Raw genomic sequence first — 16,621 nt, forward strand, 5'->3', positions numbered from 1 at the left:
TCATTCGGGCTTGAAGCGTGGCAGGTAATCGCGCTGCAGCCAGCTCTCCGGCACATCACGCCAGGCATAGTCGGCAAAGCGCATCACGGTGACCCAGTTCGGATCGAGCCCGTCGATGATCACCGTTTCGGTCGGCCGCTCCACGCCGAGCTGCGACTGGTAGCGCCGGTAGTAGGCGGTCTTGAGCAGGCTGCCGCTCTGGGCATAGAAGCGCGCCTTGATCGGCCGGTTGTTGCTGCGGTCCAGCCAGTACTCGATGCGGTGGTAGGTCACATCCGGCGCACGCGCGGCCAGCTCCAGCCGCCACGCACGGCGCGGCTGGCGATCACCATCGGTGATGTCCTCCTCGCCGGCGAGCCGCGCGCTGTAATCGCCCGCCAGGTTCACCGTCACCACGTCACCATTGGCCGCCTGGCCCAGCAGCCGCTGCTGCGGCGAGATGCGGATGGTGGCCTGGTTGGCCGGATCGTGGAACCACAGGTCGTTGCCGCTTTTCAGCATCAGCTTGCCGGTATCGCGTGCCGGGGCAAGGAAGCGCAACAGGCTGCGGAACTGCCCGGAGCCGCGTTCGCTGCGCGAATACACGGCAAGCGACGTGGTTTCCTGCTGTTTGCCGTTGCGGTACTCGATCAGCGTGGTGGTGAGGCCAAATGGTTTTTCCGGATTGCGGATCGCGTCGCTGGCGGCGAGCAGCGCCTGCGCTTCGGGTGCCGCGTGCACGGCGCTTGCCAGCACCATGACCAAGGCGGGAAGGAATGTACGCATGGCGCTCTCCTCAAACATGGCGCAGGGCATCGACGATCTCGAGCCGTGCGGCGCGGCGCGCCGGCCACCAGGCGGAGATCACGGCAACGACGGTGAGGCCGATCATGGTGCCGAATACCATGCGCCACTCGCCCGCCACCCGCACCAGCAGCGCCACCGATTCCACGTTGCCCGGCGGCGTCCACGACAGGCCGGCGTGGTTGATCAGCCACGCCAGGCCCAGCGCAGTGAGCACCCCGAGCGCGCTGCCGACCAGGCCCAGCAGCAGGCCTTCGGTGACAAACAGCCGGCGGATGCCGCCGCGGCGCAGCCCCAGCGCCCGCAAGGTGCCGATCTCGGTGGTGCGCTCGACCACGGCCATGCTCATGGTATTGCCGACGGTGAACAGCACGATCACACCGATCAGCAGCGAGATGAAGCCGAAGATGGCGGCAAACATCCCGGTGATCTGGCCGTACTGCGGGTTGAGCGTGGCATAGTCGACCACCGCGAGCGGCATTTGCGGGAAGCGCTGCTTGAGCAGGGTTTCCAGCCGCTGCTGCGCTTCGGCCAGCTGGGCGGTGTGGCGCAACTGCACCACGATGGCGGTGGCGCGCGGCGCCTCGCTGCCGTAGACCAGCCGCTGCGCCGCCGGCAGGTGCAGCTGCACGAACAAATCGTCGAGCTCCTTCACGCCCTGCAGCTCGGCGGCGACCACGTTGAGCCGCGCCACATTGGGCGCGCCGTGGACATTGGCCGCGAGCAGCTCGATCTGCGGCCGCGCTGCCTCCGCTGTCGGGCGGGTGTCGGCCACTGCCAGCGCGGCGACATCGCCCGGCATGGCCGCACCGTCCGCCAGCACCGGTTGCGGCAGCGGGCAATTGCGCACCTTGAGCGGCCCGCACAGCTGCAGCACCCGGGCCACACCGGTGCCGATCACAGCGGCCTGCGGTGCCGACCCGGTCAGCGCCAGCGTGCGGGTACGGTTGGGGAAGGCATAGTCGTTCCACTGCCGCAGTCGGTTCTGGTCGGCAACGATCACGCCGCTGCCGAGCACGGTGCGCGAGACGCCGGCCGCATAGTTGCCGGCGATACCACCCAGGCTGAGCGTTGGCGTCACCACCGTCAGCATGCTGGCAAGCACAGGGTCGGCCTTGATCGCGGTGATCAGCGCATCCGGATTGGCGATGCCGAAGGCCGCAGGGTTGCCGCTGCCAAACAGGAAGTAATCGCGGTGCTGCACCTGCAGGTGGCCGGCACGCTGCACGAAATCGGTCTGCAGCCCCAGGTTGATGGTGCGGATATAGCCGCCGAACAGCAGCACCGCGACAACACCGACCACCATCGCGAACAGGGTGGTGGCAGAACGACGGCGATTGCGCGCAAGGTTGCGCGCCGCCAGTAGCATGGTTTTCATGTGTATCCCCAGATCGAAGTCAGCCAGAGGTTGAGCCAGCGGCCAGGTGCCAGCGCGGCCAGCAGGCCGGCGATCACGGCGCCCCAGTAGGCGCCCACCACCCAGCGGCGGTGCGCGGCAATCTGCCCCCGCCGTACCGTGACCAGTGCGGCGCCGATGCACCACAGCACCCACAGTGACAGCAGGTGGATGGCGCTGAAGCCGTGCCATTGCTGCGCCATGGTGTGGATGCCGAACGACGACAGCGCCACCACCCCCATCGCCAGCAGCCAGGAGCGCCCCAGCCAGCGATGCACTGCCCCGCCCTTGGGCCGCGCCAGCTGCATGCCGCCGGCCGTCAGCACCCAGGCCGCGGCGGCGAGGTGCGCGGCGGCCCAGGGCCCGAGCACCGCGCTCATGCCGCCACCTTGCTGCGCTCGATCCGCACGATGGCGCCGTCGCGGATGTGCACGGCGTCGTCGGCCTGGGCCAGCACCTGCGGATCGTGCGACGAGAACACGAAGCTCACCTGATAATCGCGCTGCATCTGCCGCATCAGCGCCAGGATGGCGGCGCCGGTATGGCTATCGAGGTTGGCGGTGGGCTCGTCGGCCAGCACCAGTTGCGGGCTGGTCGCCAAGGCGCGCGCGATGGCAACGCGCTGGCGCTGGCCGCCGGAAAGCTGGCCCGGCCGGTTGCGCGCCCGGTCGGCAAGGCCCACCGCGGCGAGCAGTTCGGTGACGCGGGCGCGCCGCTGGTTGACCGGCGCGCCGGCCAGGATCAGCGGGTACTCGACGTTCTCGTACGCCGACAACACCGGCAGCAGGTTGAAGTTCTGGAAGATGAAGCCGATGTGCCGCGCACGGAAATCGGACAGCGCATCGTCGCGCAGCGTGGAAAGATCGGTGCCGTGAATGACGATGCGGCCAGTATCGGCGCGATCGATGCCGCCGATCAGGTTGAGCAGCGTGGTCTTGCCGCTGCCCGATGGCCCGGACAGCACGGTGAAGCAGTCGGCATTCAGTTCGAGGTCGACGCCGGCAATCGCCGGCACATCGAGCTCGCCCAGCCGGTAGTGCTTGCTGACGCCGGAAAGGACGACAGGGTGCATGGTGGTAGTCTCCGCAATGAGCACACCACGCAATCTATGACGCTGGCTTCACCCGCTCCCGGGCCTGCGACGAGCCGCCTGCGGCCGCGATGAACCGCAGCCGGCGGCGACGAGATGCATCAGCGCTTGCCGAGCCGCAGCGGCGTCTTGGCCAAGCGGTGGGCATTGGCGCTGACCTTGCGGTGAATCGGCGCGATGCCACGCCCCAATGCACGCTGCCAGTGCACCGCCTGCGCCGGGCGCCCCGACCAGAGCGAGCGCCAGGCCGAGAGCCAGAACGTCAGCCACATCGACCAGCCGCCGCTGCTGAATGCCAGCAGCTTCTCGCTGACCATGCCGTGGAATTCACGTCGATCCCGCGCATCGGGCTTGGGCCCCGCCAGCGCCATGCGCGTGACCCGGTGCGCGATCACCTGCGGCGCGCGCCAGCAGATCTCCGCGAGCTTGAGTGCGTTGCCCCACCAGCTTGTCCACCATTGCAGCATGACGTGCCTCCTTTTGTGCGACGCAACAATTGTGCGCCCCCCCGGCAGGCTGCGGGTGACAATCGACCGACGGCGGCAGGCCTACAGCAGCTTCACCTGGCCGCCGCGGCGCTTGAGCTCGGTCTGGATCAGCTTGTAGCTGTCGATGTCGAAGCCCGGGCGAGTGGCCAGCAGCAACTCGGGCAATTCGGATGGATCGTGGATGGCGCCGAGGTAGCGCCAGCTGTCGATCACGTGCAGCTGTGGCGCCCACGCGTCGCCCTCGGGGATGCCGATCGGCCCCGGATACGGCCAGCTGGCGAAGCGGTGCTTGGCAAGCGCCGCCAGCAACCGCGCGTTGTGCACGCCCGGCGCCTCCTTGCCGATGCAGGCACCCTTGCAGCGGCCGATCTGCACGCCGAAGCAGGCCCGCGACCCCTTGCCGGCACGCGGCTCCAGCCGGAGCACCTGGCGGCACAGGTTCAGGCCGTCGGCAAGCTTGTCGAGCAGCTTGTTGGCCTCGCGCTTGCTGCGGAACGGGCCGAACACATAGGCCGCGTCGTCGCCGACCTCGAGCTCGTCGAGCCCCGCCAGCCTTGGCTGCAACAGGCCCTCCTCGCCCGGCTCCAGCACCCAGGCACAGAGCTCGCGGGTGGCGCGCAGTCGCGTGTTGTAGACCGGCTGCAGCTCTTTCACCAGCCGGGTTTCCAGCAGCAGCGCACCGAAATCGCCGGCGCTTGGCCGCCAGTCTATGCGCCGCACCAGCTGCGCCAGCTGCATTTCCTTGTGCGCCTTGTGATCGCTGGCGAAGTGGCTGAGCACGCGCTTGCGGATGTTGTTGCTCTTGCCCACATACAGCGGCGTGTCGTCATCGCCGTAGAACAGGTAGACCCCCGGCGTCTCCGGCATCTCGTCGAGCAGGGCCGGATCAAGCCCGGCCGGCAGCGTCGGCTGGCGGGTCAGTTCGGCAATGGCGGCGTGGATCTGCTCGGCCGGGTGATCGCCATGGGCAGCCTGCAGGAACTGCAGCAGCAATTCGGCATCGGTCAGCGCGCGGTGGCGCTCGCCTTCGATCTTCAGACCGTGCCGCGCCACCAGGCTATCGAGATTGTGCTTGTACTCGTTTGGATACAGCTTGCGCGACAGCTTCACCGTGCATAGCACCCGCGCGCGCAGGCTCAGCCCCACACGCCGGAACTCGTTCTTGAGGAAGCCGTAGTCGAAGCGTGCGTTGTGCGCAACGAATACCCGGCCTTCCAGCTTGAGCAGCACCTCCTCGGCGAGCTCGGCAAAGCTGGGAGCGCCCGCCACCATCTCGTCGTTGATGCCGGTCAGGCTCTGGATGAAGCTGGGAATGGGGATGCCGGGATTGACGAGGCTGGACCAGGCGCGCGCTCCGCCCGCATCGAGCTGGACGATGCCGATCTCGGTGATGCGGTCATGCGTGGCATTGGCGCCAGTGGTTTCCAGGTCGACGAAGACCAGCGGTTCAGGGTAAAGCGGCGTCATTGCGGCAATCGGGCGCGGCTCAGGCTTTGACGAAACGGAAGCACTGGTGGATGCGCTTGTTGCGGAAATCCTCGGGCACCGATTGGGCCGAGATGTCCTCGCACAACGGTGCCAGTGCCGGATCGAGCTTGAAGGTACGCAGGTTGTTGGAGAAATATAGCGTGCCGCCCGGTGCCAGGATTTCCAGGCAGGCTTCGACCAGCCAGCGATGATCCTTCTGCACGTCGAGCACGCCCTGCATTTTCTTGGAATTGGAGAACGACGGCGGATCCATCACGATCAGCTCGTATTGCGCGCCATCGTCGATGGCATCGGTCAGGAACTGGAATACGTCCTGCCGCACGCGGCGGTGCAGGCCGTCGGCAAGGCCGTTCAGCGCGAGGTTGCGCACGGCCCAGTCCAGGTAGGTGTTGGACAGATCGACCGACATGGTTTCGCGTGCGCCGCCGGCCGCCGCGTACACCGTGAACGCGCCGGTGTAGCAAAACAGGTTGAGGAAGCGCTTGCCGGCCGCCTCGGCCCGCACGCGGGCCCGGGTGTTGCGGTGATCGAGAAAGAGGCCGGTATCGAGATAGCTGTCGAGGTTCACGCTGAAGCGCAGTCCCTGCTCCTCAACGATGAAGGCCTCACCCTCGCGCCCGGTCTTCTCGTACTGGGCATCGCCTTCCTGGCGGCGGCGCGTCTTCACCGCCACCAGCTCCTCGCTCACGCCCAGCGCCTGCGCGGTCGCCTCCCAGATCTCGGCAAGCCAGGCCTCGTGGTCCTCGTCAGTTTGCACCCAGCCGGTGTCGTATTCCTGCAGATGGACGCGACCGTCGTACCAATCGACGATGACCGGGAATTCCGGCACGTCGCGGTCGTAGAGGCGGTAGCAACTCACGCCCTGGCGGCGCGCCCAACGCCCCCAATGCTTGGCGTTCTTGGCAAGGCGGTTGGTATAGCTGGCGATTTCGGGCATGGCATAGGCTGTCGGGCAAAACCCGAGTTTACCAGCCCGGCCTGGACTGCCGGGAACTGAGCGCTCAGCCGGTGCGCTGGCGCTCGCGCCATTCGACGAGGCGCAGGAACACGGGGGCCGGCACATACTGGCTGACCACCTTCTCCCAGCCTTCCGGTCCGACCAGGCCCTTGACCATGGTGGAGCTGATCTCGGCGATCTCGCGCGGCGGCATCAGGAACACCGTGTCGATATGCGGCGCAAGATCAGCGTTCACGTAGCGCATCTTGCGCTCGAACTCGTAGTCGGCCGCTTCGCGGATGCCGCGCAGGATGAAATCCGCGTTTTCCTCACGGGCATAGTCGACGAGGAAGCGGTTTTCGAACGTTTCCACCCGCAGATTGGGAAGATGGGCCGTGGTTTCCTTCAGCATGGCCACGCGTTCGGCTACGCTGAAGGTGTATTTCTTGTCCGGATTCTCGCCGATGGCGACGATCATCTCGTCAAAGACGCGTGTGCCGTGTTCGATCATCCAGAGGTGACCATGGGTGACCGGATCGAAACTGCCGGCGTAGACTCCGCGACGCATGCCGTATTCCCCAATGAGGCGGACGGCCACTATACCATCAGCGGGCATTAATTTAAGATGCCCCGAACATAGCGAACCGGCGCCGCGAGACGCGCCTGCGCAAGGGAGGAGATCGAGATGCTGCGTAAATTCCTGCTGCCCTGCCTGATGCTCGGCGTGTTGTCCCAGGCCATCGCCGCCCCCGAAGACGAAGAGGTCGAAGCGGTCGACCGCACCCCGGAATCCGAGATCGTCGTCGGGCAATCGGTTCCCACGTCCGGCCTCAATGCCGACACCGGCAAGGCGCTGGCGCTCGGCGCCTCGCTCTACTTCGGCCGGATCAACGCCCGTGGCGGCATCAACGGCGCCGTGATCAACCACAAGGTGCTCGACGACGCCAGCGACGGCAAGCGCGCGCTCGCCAATACCCGCACACTGCTGGACAAGGAAAACGCGCTGCTGCTCGTCAATTACTACGGTGCGGCCGCCGCCACCGAGGTAGCGAAGTCCGGCGTGCTGACCAGCAACAATGTGGCCCTCGTCGGCGTGCACAGCGGCGCCGAATCGCTGCGCCAGTCGCCCAATCCCAATATCTTCATGACCCGCACCGGATACGCGCAGGAGCTGGAAAAGACGGTACAACTGCTGACCGGCAACCTCGGCATCACCCGCGTTGGTGCGCTGGTGCAGGGCGACGCCGATGGTGAAGCAGCACTGGCCTCGCTCAAGGCCGCGCTGCAGAAGCGCCAGATCACGCTGGCGATCGAAGCGCCGTTCGACGCGAAAAGCGGCGATGTCACCAAGGCCACCGGCCAGCTTGCCAAGGCTAACCCGCAGGCGGTGATCATCCTCGCGTCGTCCAAGCCCGCCGCAGAGTTCGTCAAACGCTACAAGGCCGCAGGCGGTACCAGCCAGCTCTACGGCATCTCGTTGATCCAGTTCGAGGATGTGATCCGCTATATCAGCGCCAAGAATGCCCATGGCCTCGGCATCTCGCAGGTCTATCCGTACCCGTCCAACGTGCAGGTACGCCTGATCCGCGAATTCCAGGAAGACGCGGGCCCGGTGCTGCGTTCCGGCGAATTCCCGACCTACGCCGTGCTGGAAGGCTACCTCTCTGCCCGCCTCGCCGTGGAAGCGATCCGCCGCGCCGGCAAGAACCCCACCCGCCAGGCGATCTACAACGCCATGGCTGGCCTCGGTCGCGTCGATCTGGGTGGCTTTGCCATCGATTTCAGCAACAACCAGCGGCTGGGCTCCAAGTTCGTGGAGCTGACGATGATCTCGCCGACCGGTACGCTGACGCGCTGACGGGTATTCCCACCAAAAAGCCGGCTCACTGCCGGCTTTTTTATTGCCTGGCTCACACCGGCATGTCGCGAATTTGACCCCCGCTTTGGCCGGGCACTAAGATGGCGCGGCAGCATGCTGCGTCATCCAAACAAACAGGGGAACATAGATGAGCGAAGTCCAACCGGTACCTCCGAGCCAACCGTCCAACGATTCGACGACCTTTGCCGTGCTGACCTGGATCGGCACTTTGATCTTCGGCTTCATCCCGCCGCTGATCGTCTTCCTGGTGAAGAAGGACGATGCGCTGGTTCAAGACCAGGCCAAGGAAGCGCTCAACTGGTCGATCACGGCCATCATCGGTTACGTCGCCGGTTCCATTCTCAGCATCATCCTGATCGGTTTCCTGGTCATCATTGCTGTCGGTATCGTGCATCTGGTGTTCTGCATCCTGGGCGCAGTGAAGTCGAGCAAGGGTGAGTACTATCGCCTGCCGTTCAACATCCGCCTGATCAAGTAACGCCTCCGCCGTCGGCGGACGCGAGCAACAAGGCTGCCTCTGGGCAGCCTTGTTCGTTTCCGGCGACCGCTTAACCATCCACCGTCCATGACATGACCAGCGGCACGCCTGGATTCGCTTGTCATCGCTTGTCAGCAACACATTATCCGCGCCCGAGCCAAGCGCCTGGATACGCGGCATCGCTCAAGCAATGCCGCAAGCATCCCTGCCCACTCCTGTACAGCGCACCACCCTGCCACTCCTGCCCTGACCTCGACAGCGCAAACATTCGTACATTCGAATAGTTTCAAGCACAGACATACCGGAACTTCTGCAAAACACGCTCTAGCCTGATGACGCCCTCATTCCGCACATACCGGAGGTTGTCATCATGCTCGTACGCCGTATCCTGCCCGCGCTGGCCTGCGCACTGCTGTCTCAGGCCGCGCTTGCCATCCCCACCACGCTCGATGCCGGCCAGGTCACCGTCGATTTCGACGCCGACCTGTTCAACTTCGGCATCGACTACTACGACTACGGCTACACCAGCTACATCGATCCGAACAGCCTCGGCTACAGCGCATCCAGCAACGGCGTGAAGATCGATTTCGGCAACCAGATGGCGCTGTACGACTACGCCACCAATGAAAGCGATCCGCTGTTGCCGGTGCATGGCTTCTTCGACGCCGGCTTCTCCTTCAACGCCAAGCCCGGCCATCGCATCGTCGGCTACACCATCGATTTCGCCGGCAGTTACAACACCGAATATCCGGGCGGTGTCGGCATGGGGGTCGATGGCGTGGGCTGGGGCAGCTACAGCACCGGCTCGGGCTCGTTCGTGCAGCAGCTGCACCACGCCGATTCCACCACGCCTGCACTGCGCGGCTCGCTCGAGGCCATGGGCGGCGTCGACTACGTGCAGGTGCAGATCGGTACCGAACTGATCCAAGTCGGCAGCGAATGGCAACAGGATCCGGGCTGCGTCGGCGAGCCCGATTGCCAGCTGATCGAGGTGCCGATCTTCGAGGAAGTGCCGATCTACATGTATCAGGGGGACCTCGGCGCGGCCGAGCTCTACCTGCAGAGCATCACCTTCAACGCCATCACCGCCCCGGTGCCAGAGCCCGAGACCTATGCCTTGCTGTTGGCCGGCGGCGGGCTCGTCGGCTGGGCCAGACGGCGCCAGATGCGGGCGAAACGGCAAGCGGGCTGAGTGCTGCCACCGCAAAAAAAAAGGAGCGCCTGGCGCTCCTTTTTTTTTGGCTTGCCAATCCAGGCCCGCGATCAGCCCAACCAGCGCCGCGCGTTGCGGAACATGCGCAGCCACGGGCTGTCCTCGCCCCAGTGTTCCGGGTGCCAGGAGAGCTGCGTGGTACGGAATACGCGCTCCGGGTGCGGCATCATGATGCTGAAGCGGCCATCCGGCGTAGTCACACCCGCCACGCCCTTGGGGCTGCCGTTCGGGTTCATCGGGTAGGCTTCGGTCGGCTTGCCGTGGCTGTCGACATAGCGCATCGCCACGATGGCCTTCTTCAACTCGCCCTGCTGACCGAAGTTGGCAAAGCCCTCGCCGTGGCTCACCACCACCGGCAGCTTGCTGCCGGCCATGCCGCCAAAGAACAGCGACGGCGATTCCGGCAGCTCGACCATGGTCAGCCGCGCCTCGAACTGCTCACTCTGGTTACGGGTGAACTTCGGCCAGGCCTCCGCGCCCGGGATGATGCCGGCCAGGTTGGCCATCATCTGGCAACCATTGCACACGCCGAGGCCAAAGGTATCGGCGCGATGGAAGAACGCGTCGAACTCGCTGCGCGCGCGCTCGTTGAACAGGATGCTCTTGGCCCAGCCTTCGCCGGCACCCAGCACATCGCCGTAGCTGAAACCACCGCAGGCCGCGAGGCCCTGGAAGTCGGCCAGGCTGACGCGCCCTGCGATCAGGTCGCTCATGTGCACATCGACGGCGGTGAAGCCGGCGCGGGTGAACGCGGCGGCCATCTCGATCTGGCCGTTCACACCCTGCTCGCGCAGGATGGCGATCTTGGGGCTCACGCCGGTATTGATGAACGGCGCGGCAACGTTGTCACCCAGCTCGAACGTCGCTTGGGCGAACAGGCCCTTGTCGTGGCGATCCTCGATGCGGGCGAACTCGGCATCGGCGCAGGCGGGGTTGTCGCGCAGGCGCTGGATACGCCAGCTGGTCTCGCTCCAGGCCTTCTGCAACTCGACCCGCGGCTCGTCCAGCAGCAGGCGGTTGCGTTTCTTGATCTTGAGGCGATCATCGTGGTTCAGGCTGCCGACCACGTGCAGCTCACTGCGGATGCCCACATTGGAGAACGCGGCGATCACGGCTGCCGTGTCGCTGCGCTTCACCTGCAGCACGGCGCCCAGTTCCTCGTTGAATAAGACGCCCATCACCCGGCCGTTCTCGCCACGCGCCACGTCCTCGGGCGACAGCTCGTCTTCCTCGCGAGCACGGCGGCGGCGTTCGATGCAGACCTCGTCGATATCGAGCGACACGCCGACGCGGCTGGCGAACATCATTTCCGATACGGCGCCGATCAGGCCGCCATCCGAGCGATCGTGATAGGCAAGGATGCGCCCCTCGGCGTTGAGCTTCTGCACGGTGGCAAAGAACGATTTCAGATGCGGCACGCTGACCACATCCGGCGCCCACTGGCCCACCTGCTTGTAGACCTGCGCCAGCGCCGAGCCGCCGAGGCGGCACTTGCCGTCGCCCAGGTCGATCAGGATCAGGTCGGTATCGAACTCGGGCTTGAGCACCGGGGTGAGCGTCTTTCTCACATCGGTGACCGGCGCGAAGGCCGAGACGATCAGCGACATCGGCGCGACCACTTCCTTTTTCTGGCCGCCCTCTTCCCACACCGTCTTCATCGACAGCGAATCCTTACCCACCGGGATGGAGACGCCCAGTTCGCGGCACAGCTCGAGGCCGACGGCCTTGACCGTGTCGTAGAGGCGTGCGTCCTCGCCCGGGTGGCCGGCAGCTGCCATCCAGTTGGCGGACAGCTTCACATCGGAGAGCTTGGCGATCGGGGCCGCGGCGATATTGAGCAGCGACTCGGCCACGGCCATACGGCCCGACGCCGGCGCGTTCAAGAGCGCCAGCGGCGTGCGCTCGCCCATCGCCATCGCTTCGCCCTTGTAGGTGGCAAAGCCCATGGTGGTGACCGCGACATCGGCCAGCGGCACCTGCCACGGGCCGACCATCTGGTCGCGCGCGGTCATGCCGCCGACGGTACGGTCACCGATGGTGACGAGGAAGTTCTTGTTCGCCACCGTCGGCAGGCGCAGCACGCGGTACAACGATTCCTTGATGTCCAGCGCCGACGAATCGAACACCTGCACTTCCGGCTTGATGCGTGCTACGTCGCGGGTCATCTTGGGCGGCTTGCCCAAAAGCACGTCCATCGGCATATCGACCGGCTGGTTGCCGAAGTACGGGTCTTCAACGGTGAGCTGCTTCTTGTCGGTGGTACGGCCGATGACGGCGAACGGGCAGCGCTCGCGCTCGCAGATCGCCTCGAAGGTCAGGAGGTCGGCTGGCGAGATGCCGAGCACGTAACGCTCCTGCGATTCGTTCGACCAGATTTCCTTGGGCGCCATGCCCGATTCCTCGATGTTGACCTTGCGCAGGTCGAACACCGCACCCATGCCGGCATCGTTCACCAGTTCCGGGAAGGCATTGGAGATGCCGCCGGCGCCGACATCGTGGATGGACTGGATCGGGTTCTTGGCGCCAAGCTGCCAGCAGCGATCAATCACTTCCTGGCAGCGACGCTGGATTTCCGGGTTGCCACGCTGCACCGAGTCGAAGTCGAGGTCGGCGGCGTTGGCGCCGGTCGCCATCGAGCTGGCGGCGCCGCCGCCCATGCCGATCAGCATGCCCGGACCGCCAAGCTGGATCAGCAGGCTGCCTTCGGGCAGCGCATTCTTGCCAACGTGGATGGCAGCGATATTGCCGAGGCCGCCCGCGATCATGATGGGCTTGTGATAGCCGCGGCGCGCGCCGTCGAAGCGTTCTTCGAAGGTACGGAAGTAACCGGCAAGGTTGGGGCGACCGAATTCATTGTTAAACGCGGCGGCACCGATCGGGCCTTCGATCATGATGTCGAGCGCGGACGCAATGCGGTCCGGCTTGCCGTAGGCCGGGTCTTCCCACGGCTGGATCGCGCCGGGGATATTGAGGTTGGACACGGTGAAGCCGGCGAGGCCCGCCTTGGGCCGCGAACCGCGACCGGTAGCACCTTCATCGCGGATTTCGCCGCCCGAACCAGTGGCGGCGCCAGGGAACGGCGAGATCGCGGTCGGATGGTTGTGCGTTTCCACCTTCATCAGGATGTGGGTCTGCTCGCGGTTGAAGCCATAGGCCTTACCATCCGCGGCCGGGTAGAAGCGCTCGATCTCGCCGCCCTCGATCACCGAGGCGTTGTCCGAATACGCGACCACCGTGCCTTCCGGCGCGGCCTTGTGCGTTTCGCGGATCATGCCGAACAGGCTGTGCGATTGCGCCTCGCCATCGATGACGAAATCGGCGTTGAAGATCTTGTGGCGGCAGTGCTCGGAATTGGCCTGCGCGAACATCGTGAGTTCGACGTCGGTCGGGTTGCGCCCCAACATGCCGAAGTTCTCTACCAGGTAATCGATCTCGTCTTCGGACAGCGCGAGGCCGAAGTCGCGGTTGGCGGCTTCCAACGCGGCGCGACCGCCACCGAGCACGTCGACGCTGGTCAACGGCTTGGGTTCGAAATGGCGGAACAGCTCGGCACCGGCGTCCAGGGTCTCGAACACCTGCTCGGTCATCCGGTCGTGGACCAGCGGGATCAGCAGGCTCTTCTCGGCGGTGGAGAGCGGTGAACCATCGGCCTTGCTGGCGTAGACCGCCATGCCGCGTTCGACGCGTGCCACGTGTGCCAGTCCACAGTGCTGAACAATATCAGTCGCTTTGGACGCCCACGGCGAGATCGTGCCCAGTCGCGGCAACACCAGCAACAGCGCGCCCTGGGCCTCTGCCAGGCGGGCAGGCTCGCCGTAGCTCAGCACGCGCTCCAGCACCTGCTGCTGTGCTGCATCGAGCTGGCCGTCCGCCTCGATGAAGTGCCAGAACTCGGCGTAGAGCCTGGCGTTCACGCCTTGAGCCGACAACGCGGCCAGCAGTTTTTCGATGCGGAAAGCGGAAAGCGCAGTACCACCGCGCAGCTTGAGGACGTCAGCCATGGTTCGGATCCGAGGGGTCGCGAGGTAAGAACAGCGGCACGAGGCGAGGGCCGGGCACCGGAATCAGCAGCGCGTAATGATACCGGAAAGCCAGGAGCTGCTGGCGGCCGATGCCGGCAAAAGTCGCCGCACGGAACGAGGTTGCGGATATACGCTCGTGATGCCAACGCTTGTCGCTCGCAGCAAAATGGGCAAAACCGAGGCTGGCACCCCCCCGGCAATCGCACTACACTGTCAGCAATTCGTCGTTTTCTTACAGCGTTGCCGCTGGCCGCGCTGCCCCTGTCTACCTGCCTTGCATGGAGAAATCCGATGAGCCGTCCCGCCGGATCGCAGCTGAAGCTCAGCTGGGAATGCGTTTCCAACCACTACGACGGCGACACCTTCCTCGCCCGCCTGACGCTGACCAACCACTCGGATGCGCCGTTGACGGGCACTGACTGGGCGCTGTATTTCAACACCTGCCGCAAGATCAAGCCGGAGACCGTGACAGGCGGCGTGGCGACCAGTCATGTGAATGGCGATCTGTCCAAGCTCACGCCGACCGCCGAATTCGGCACGCTGGCGCCGGGTGAAACGCGGGTGATCGAGTACATCGGCATCTTCTGGGTGATCCAGGAAACCGACGCGCCACTGGGCTTCTATATCGTTTATGGCGACGGCAGCACCACGGCCCGCGCCGAGGCCATCGGTGATCCGACCATCGTGCCGTTCGTGCGCCCAGAGCAGCGTAATCGCTCGCTGGCCGACAAGGTGCCACTCGCCACGCCCGAATCGCGCTATGCCGACAACGAGCAGCTCACGCTGCTGCCGGCCGGCGAAGTCGGCAAGATCACCCCGACGCCGCTCGAAGCGAGCTACGGCAACGGCACGTTCGTGATCGATCGTGACACGCTGGTGGTGTTCCCGGCCGAGCTGGCCGCCGAAGCCGCCTTCCTGCGCCAGAGCCTGAAGGACCTGACCGGCGCCGATTTCCATGGCGCATCCGCCGGCAAAGGCATTGTGCTGAAGCTGGGCAAGATCGATGTCGCCGAGACCGGTGCGCTTGCCGAGGCCTATACGTTGGCGGTGAATGCTGGCGGCGTCGAGATCGTCGGCAATTCGCCGGCCGGCGTGTTCAACGGCATCCAGAGCCTGCGCCAGCTGCTGCCCGTTGCCGCCTGGACCAATCCGCAGGCCGTGCTCGCCGTGCCGCACGTGCAAGTGAAGGATGCGCCGCGCTTTGCCTATCGCGGCATGCACCTGGACGTGGGCCGCAATTTCTCGTCCAAGGAAACCGTGCTGCGCCTGCTGGATTGCATGGCGCTGTACAAGCTCAACCAGTTCCACTTCCACCTCACCGACGACGAAGGCTGGCGCCTGGAAATCCCGACGCTGCCCGAGCTCACCGAAATCGGCAGCAAGCGCGGCTTCACCATCGACGAGCGTGACAACCTGGTGCCCTGCTTCGGCTCCGGCGCCGAGGTGGAAGGCTCGCATGGCACCGGCTACTACAGCCGTGCCGATTTCATCGAGATCCTCAAGTTCGCCACCGCGCGCCATATCGAAGTGGTGCCTGAATTCGACGTGCCGGGCCACGCCCGCTCCGCCATCAAGGCAATGAATGTGCGCTACGAGCGCCTGGTGAAAGCCGGCAAGCAGGCCGAAGCCGAGCAGTATCTGCTCGCCGATTTCGATGACGCCTCGAAGTACGAATCGGTGCAGCTGTGGCACGACAACGTGATCTGCATCGCGATGGAAGGCGGCTACAACTTCATCGAGACGGTGATCCGCGACGTGAAGGTGATGTACGACGAAGCCGGCGCACCGTGGACCACGCTGCATACCGGCGGCGACGAAGTGCCGGCCGGCGCCTGGGAAGGCTCGCCGAAGTGCCAGGCCTTCATGCAGGCCAACAACCTGAAGAACACCCGCGAGCTGCTCGACTATTTCCTCGGCCGCTACCGCGACATCCTGAAGAAGTACAACCTGACCTTCGGCGGCTGGGAAGAAATTGCCCTCACCCACGAGCACGTGAACGGCGCCAACGTCCACAAGCCCAACCCCAAGTTCGTCAATGCCAACTTCCAGCCCTATGTCTGGAACAACGTCTGGGGCTGGGGCCAGGAAGACTTCGCCTACCAGCTGGCCAACGCCGGCTACAAGGTGGTGTTGTGCAACGTCACCAACCTCTACTTCGATCTGGCCTACGAAAAGGACCCGAAGGAGCCCGGCTACTACTGGGGTGGCTTCATCAACACCCGCAAGGCCTACGAATTCTGCCCGCTCGACATCTACACCACGGCCACGCTCAACCTGTTCGGCCATGACCTTGGCGATTCGCTGAAGGACAAGGCCCGCCTCACCGCCGAGGGCACCAAGAACGTGATCGGCTTGCAGGGCGAATTGTGGGCGGAGAATGCTCGTAGTAGCGCCCGCGTCGAGCACCTTGCCATGCCGCGCATCATCGCGCTGGGCGAGCGCGCATGGGCCAAGGATCCGGGCTGGACCTTCATCGCCGACAAGGCCGCGCGCGATGCGAAGATGGACGCCGACTGGAACCAGTTCGCCAACCGCCTTGGTCAGCGCGAACTGGCACGGCTGGACGGTTTCCTCGGCGGCTATGGCTACCGCGTACCGGTGCCGGGCGCAAAGCTGGAAGGCGGCAAGCTCTACGCCAACCTCGAAAGCCCAGGCCTGACGCTGCGCTACACCACCGATGGCAGCGAACCGACTGCTGCCTCGTCCGCCTACACCGGTCCGGTGGCGGTCAGCGGCACGGTGACCATCGCGGCTTTCACCAGCACCAACCGTCGCGGTCGCGCGGTGCAGGTGGGCGCCTGATCGCCTTCAAGCAGCAAACAAAAAACCCGCCAGCAAGCGGGTTTT

13 protein-coding genes are annotated in these 16,621 nt (G+C 65.2%); 4 read left to right on the forward strand and 9 right to left on the reverse strand.

Annotated features, from left to right (window positions below; translation table 11 throughout):
- From FLM21_RS16285 to coaD, 8 genes are all read right to left on the reverse strand, one after another.
- Nucleotides 1–765, reverse strand: coding sequence for an outer membrane lipoprotein-sorting protein (locus FLM21_RS16285; protein ID WP_148716580.1), 765 nt, complete (start codon nucleotides 763–765; stop codon nucleotides 1–3).
- Nucleotides 766–775: 10 nt separating this feature from the next.
- Nucleotides 776–2,161: an ABC transporter permease gene (locus FLM21_RS16290; RefSeq protein WP_148716581.1), complete on the reverse strand. Its 1,386-nt coding sequence runs from the start codon at nucleotides 2,159–2,161 to the stop codon at nucleotides 776–778.
- Nucleotides 2,158–2,559, reverse strand: a complete 402-nt coding sequence (locus tag FLM21_RS16295; protein WP_148716582.1) for a DUF2306 domain-containing protein — start codon at nucleotides 2,557–2,559, stop codon at nucleotides 2,158–2,160. Before FLM21_RS16295 ends, FLM21_RS16290 begins: the two co-directional genes overlap by 4 nt.
- The gene (locus tag FLM21_RS16300) at nucleotides 2,556–3,251 is read right to left on the reverse strand and encodes an ABC transporter ATP-binding protein (RefSeq protein WP_148716583.1); all 696 of its coding nucleotides are present in this window, start codon (nucleotides 3,249–3,251) and stop codon (nucleotides 2,556–2,558) included. Before FLM21_RS16300 ends, FLM21_RS16295 begins: the two co-directional genes overlap by 4 nt.
- A gap of 119 nt (nucleotides 3,252–3,370) precedes the next feature.
- The gene (locus tag FLM21_RS16305; protein WP_187359943.1) at nucleotides 3,371–3,736 is read right to left on the reverse strand and encodes a hypothetical protein; all 366 of its coding nucleotides are present in this window, start codon (nucleotides 3,734–3,736) and stop codon (nucleotides 3,371–3,373) included.
- A gap of 81 nt (nucleotides 3,737–3,817) precedes the next feature.
- Complete coding sequence (locus FLM21_RS16310; RefSeq protein WP_148716584.1) at nucleotides 3,818–5,224, reverse strand: exonuclease domain-containing protein; 1,407 nt, start codon at nucleotides 5,222–5,224, stop codon at nucleotides 3,818–3,820.
- A 19-nt stretch (nucleotides 5,225–5,243) separates the two neighbouring features.
- On the reverse strand, nucleotides 5,244–6,182 hold the full coding sequence (locus FLM21_RS16315) for a class I SAM-dependent methyltransferase (RefSeq protein WP_148716585.1): 939 nt from the start codon (nucleotides 6,180–6,182) through the stop codon (nucleotides 5,244–5,246).
- Nucleotides 6,183–6,246: 64 nt separating this feature from the next.
- Nucleotides 6,247–6,750: a pantetheine-phosphate adenylyltransferase gene (coaD, locus tag FLM21_RS16320; RefSeq protein ID WP_148716586.1), complete on the reverse strand. Its 504-nt coding sequence runs from the start codon at nucleotides 6,748–6,750 to the stop codon at nucleotides 6,247–6,249.
- 117 nt (nucleotides 6,751–6,867) lie between these two features.
- On the opposite strand from coaD, the gene FLM21_RS16325 reads away from it, so the two are divergent.
- From FLM21_RS16325 to FLM21_RS16335, 3 genes are all read left to right on the forward strand, one after another.
- Nucleotides 6,868–8,040, forward strand: coding sequence for an ABC transporter substrate-binding protein (locus FLM21_RS16325; protein ID WP_148716587.1), 1,173 nt, complete (start codon nucleotides 6,868–6,870; stop codon nucleotides 8,038–8,040).
- 148 nt (nucleotides 8,041–8,188) lie between these two features.
- The gene (locus FLM21_RS16330) at nucleotides 8,189–8,539 is read left to right on the forward strand and encodes a DUF4870 domain-containing protein (RefSeq protein WP_148716588.1); all 351 of its coding nucleotides are present in this window, start codon (nucleotides 8,189–8,191) and stop codon (nucleotides 8,537–8,539) included.
- 370 nt (nucleotides 8,540–8,909) lie between these two features.
- Nucleotides 8,910–9,731, forward strand: coding sequence for a PEP-CTERM sorting domain-containing protein (locus FLM21_RS16335; RefSeq protein WP_222846716.1), 822 nt, complete (start codon nucleotides 8,910–8,912; stop codon nucleotides 9,729–9,731).
- 71 nt (nucleotides 9,732–9,802) lie between these two features.
- Here FLM21_RS16335 and purL read toward each other — a convergent pair whose 3' ends face one another.
- Nucleotides 9,803–13,753, reverse strand: coding sequence for a phosphoribosylformylglycinamidine synthase (gene purL / locus FLM21_RS16340; RefSeq protein ID WP_148716589.1), 3,951 nt, complete (start codon nucleotides 13,751–13,753; stop codon nucleotides 9,803–9,805).
- A gap of 312 nt (nucleotides 13,754–14,065) precedes the next feature.
- Here purL and FLM21_RS16345 point away from each other — a divergent pair, with 312 nt between their 5' ends.
- Nucleotides 14,066–16,576: a beta-N-acetylhexosaminidase gene (locus tag FLM21_RS16345; protein WP_148716590.1), complete on the forward strand. Its 2,511-nt coding sequence runs from the start codon at nucleotides 14,066–14,068 to the stop codon at nucleotides 16,574–16,576.
- Nucleotides 16,577–16,621 lie beyond the last annotated feature (45 nt).

Origin of the sequence: Chitinolyticbacter meiyuanensis (genome assembly GCF_008033135.1) — a bacterium.
Classification (GTDB): domain Bacteria; phylum Pseudomonadota; class Gammaproteobacteria; order Burkholderiales; family Chitinibacteraceae; genus Chitinolyticbacter; species Chitinolyticbacter meiyuanensis.

Coding starts and splice junctions, on each gene's coding strand:
- FLM21_RS16285 (WP_148716580.1), bottom strand. CDS start 765: ATGCGTACATTCCTTCCCGCCTTGGTCATGGTGCTGGCAAGCGCCGTG.
- FLM21_RS16290 (WP_148716581.1), bottom strand. CDS start 2,161: ATGAAAACCATGCTACTGGCGGCGCGCAACCTTGCGCGCAATCGCCGT.
- FLM21_RS16295 (WP_148716582.1), bottom strand. CDS start 2,559: ATGAGCGCGGTGCTCGGGCCCTGGGCCGCCGCGCACCTCGCCGCCGCG.
- FLM21_RS16300 (WP_148716583.1), bottom strand. CDS start 3,251: ATGCACCCTGTCGTCCTTTCCGGCGTCAGCAAGCACTACCGGCTGGGC.
- FLM21_RS16305 (WP_187359943.1), bottom strand. CDS start 3,736: ATGCTGCAATGGTGGACAAGCTGGTGGGGCAACGCACTCAAGCTCGCG.
- FLM21_RS16310 (WP_148716584.1), bottom strand. CDS start 5,224: ATGACGCCGCTTTACCCTGAACCGCTGGTCTTCGTCGACCTGGAAACC.
- FLM21_RS16315 (WP_148716585.1), bottom strand. CDS start 6,182: ATGCCCGAAATCGCCAGCTATACCAACCGCCTTGCCAAGAACGCCAAG.
- coaD (WP_148716586.1), bottom strand. CDS start 6,750: ATGCGTCGCGGAGTCTACGCCGGCAGTTTCGATCCGGTCACCCATGGT.
- FLM21_RS16325 (WP_148716587.1), top strand. CDS start 6,868: ATGCTGCGTAAATTCCTGCTGCCCTGCCTGATGCTCGGCGTGTTGTCC.
- FLM21_RS16330 (WP_148716588.1), top strand. CDS start 8,189: ATGAGCGAAGTCCAACCGGTACCTCCGAGCCAACCGTCCAACGATTCG.
- FLM21_RS16335 (WP_222846716.1), top strand. CDS start 8,910: ATGCTCGTACGCCGTATCCTGCCCGCGCTGGCCTGCGCACTGCTGTCT.
- purL (WP_148716589.1), bottom strand. CDS start 13,753: ATGGCTGACGTCCTCAAGCTGCGCGGTGGTACTGCGCTTTCCGCTTTC.
- FLM21_RS16345 (WP_148716590.1), top strand. CDS start 14,066: ATGAGCCGTCCCGCCGGATCGCAGCTGAAGCTCAGCTGGGAATGCGTT.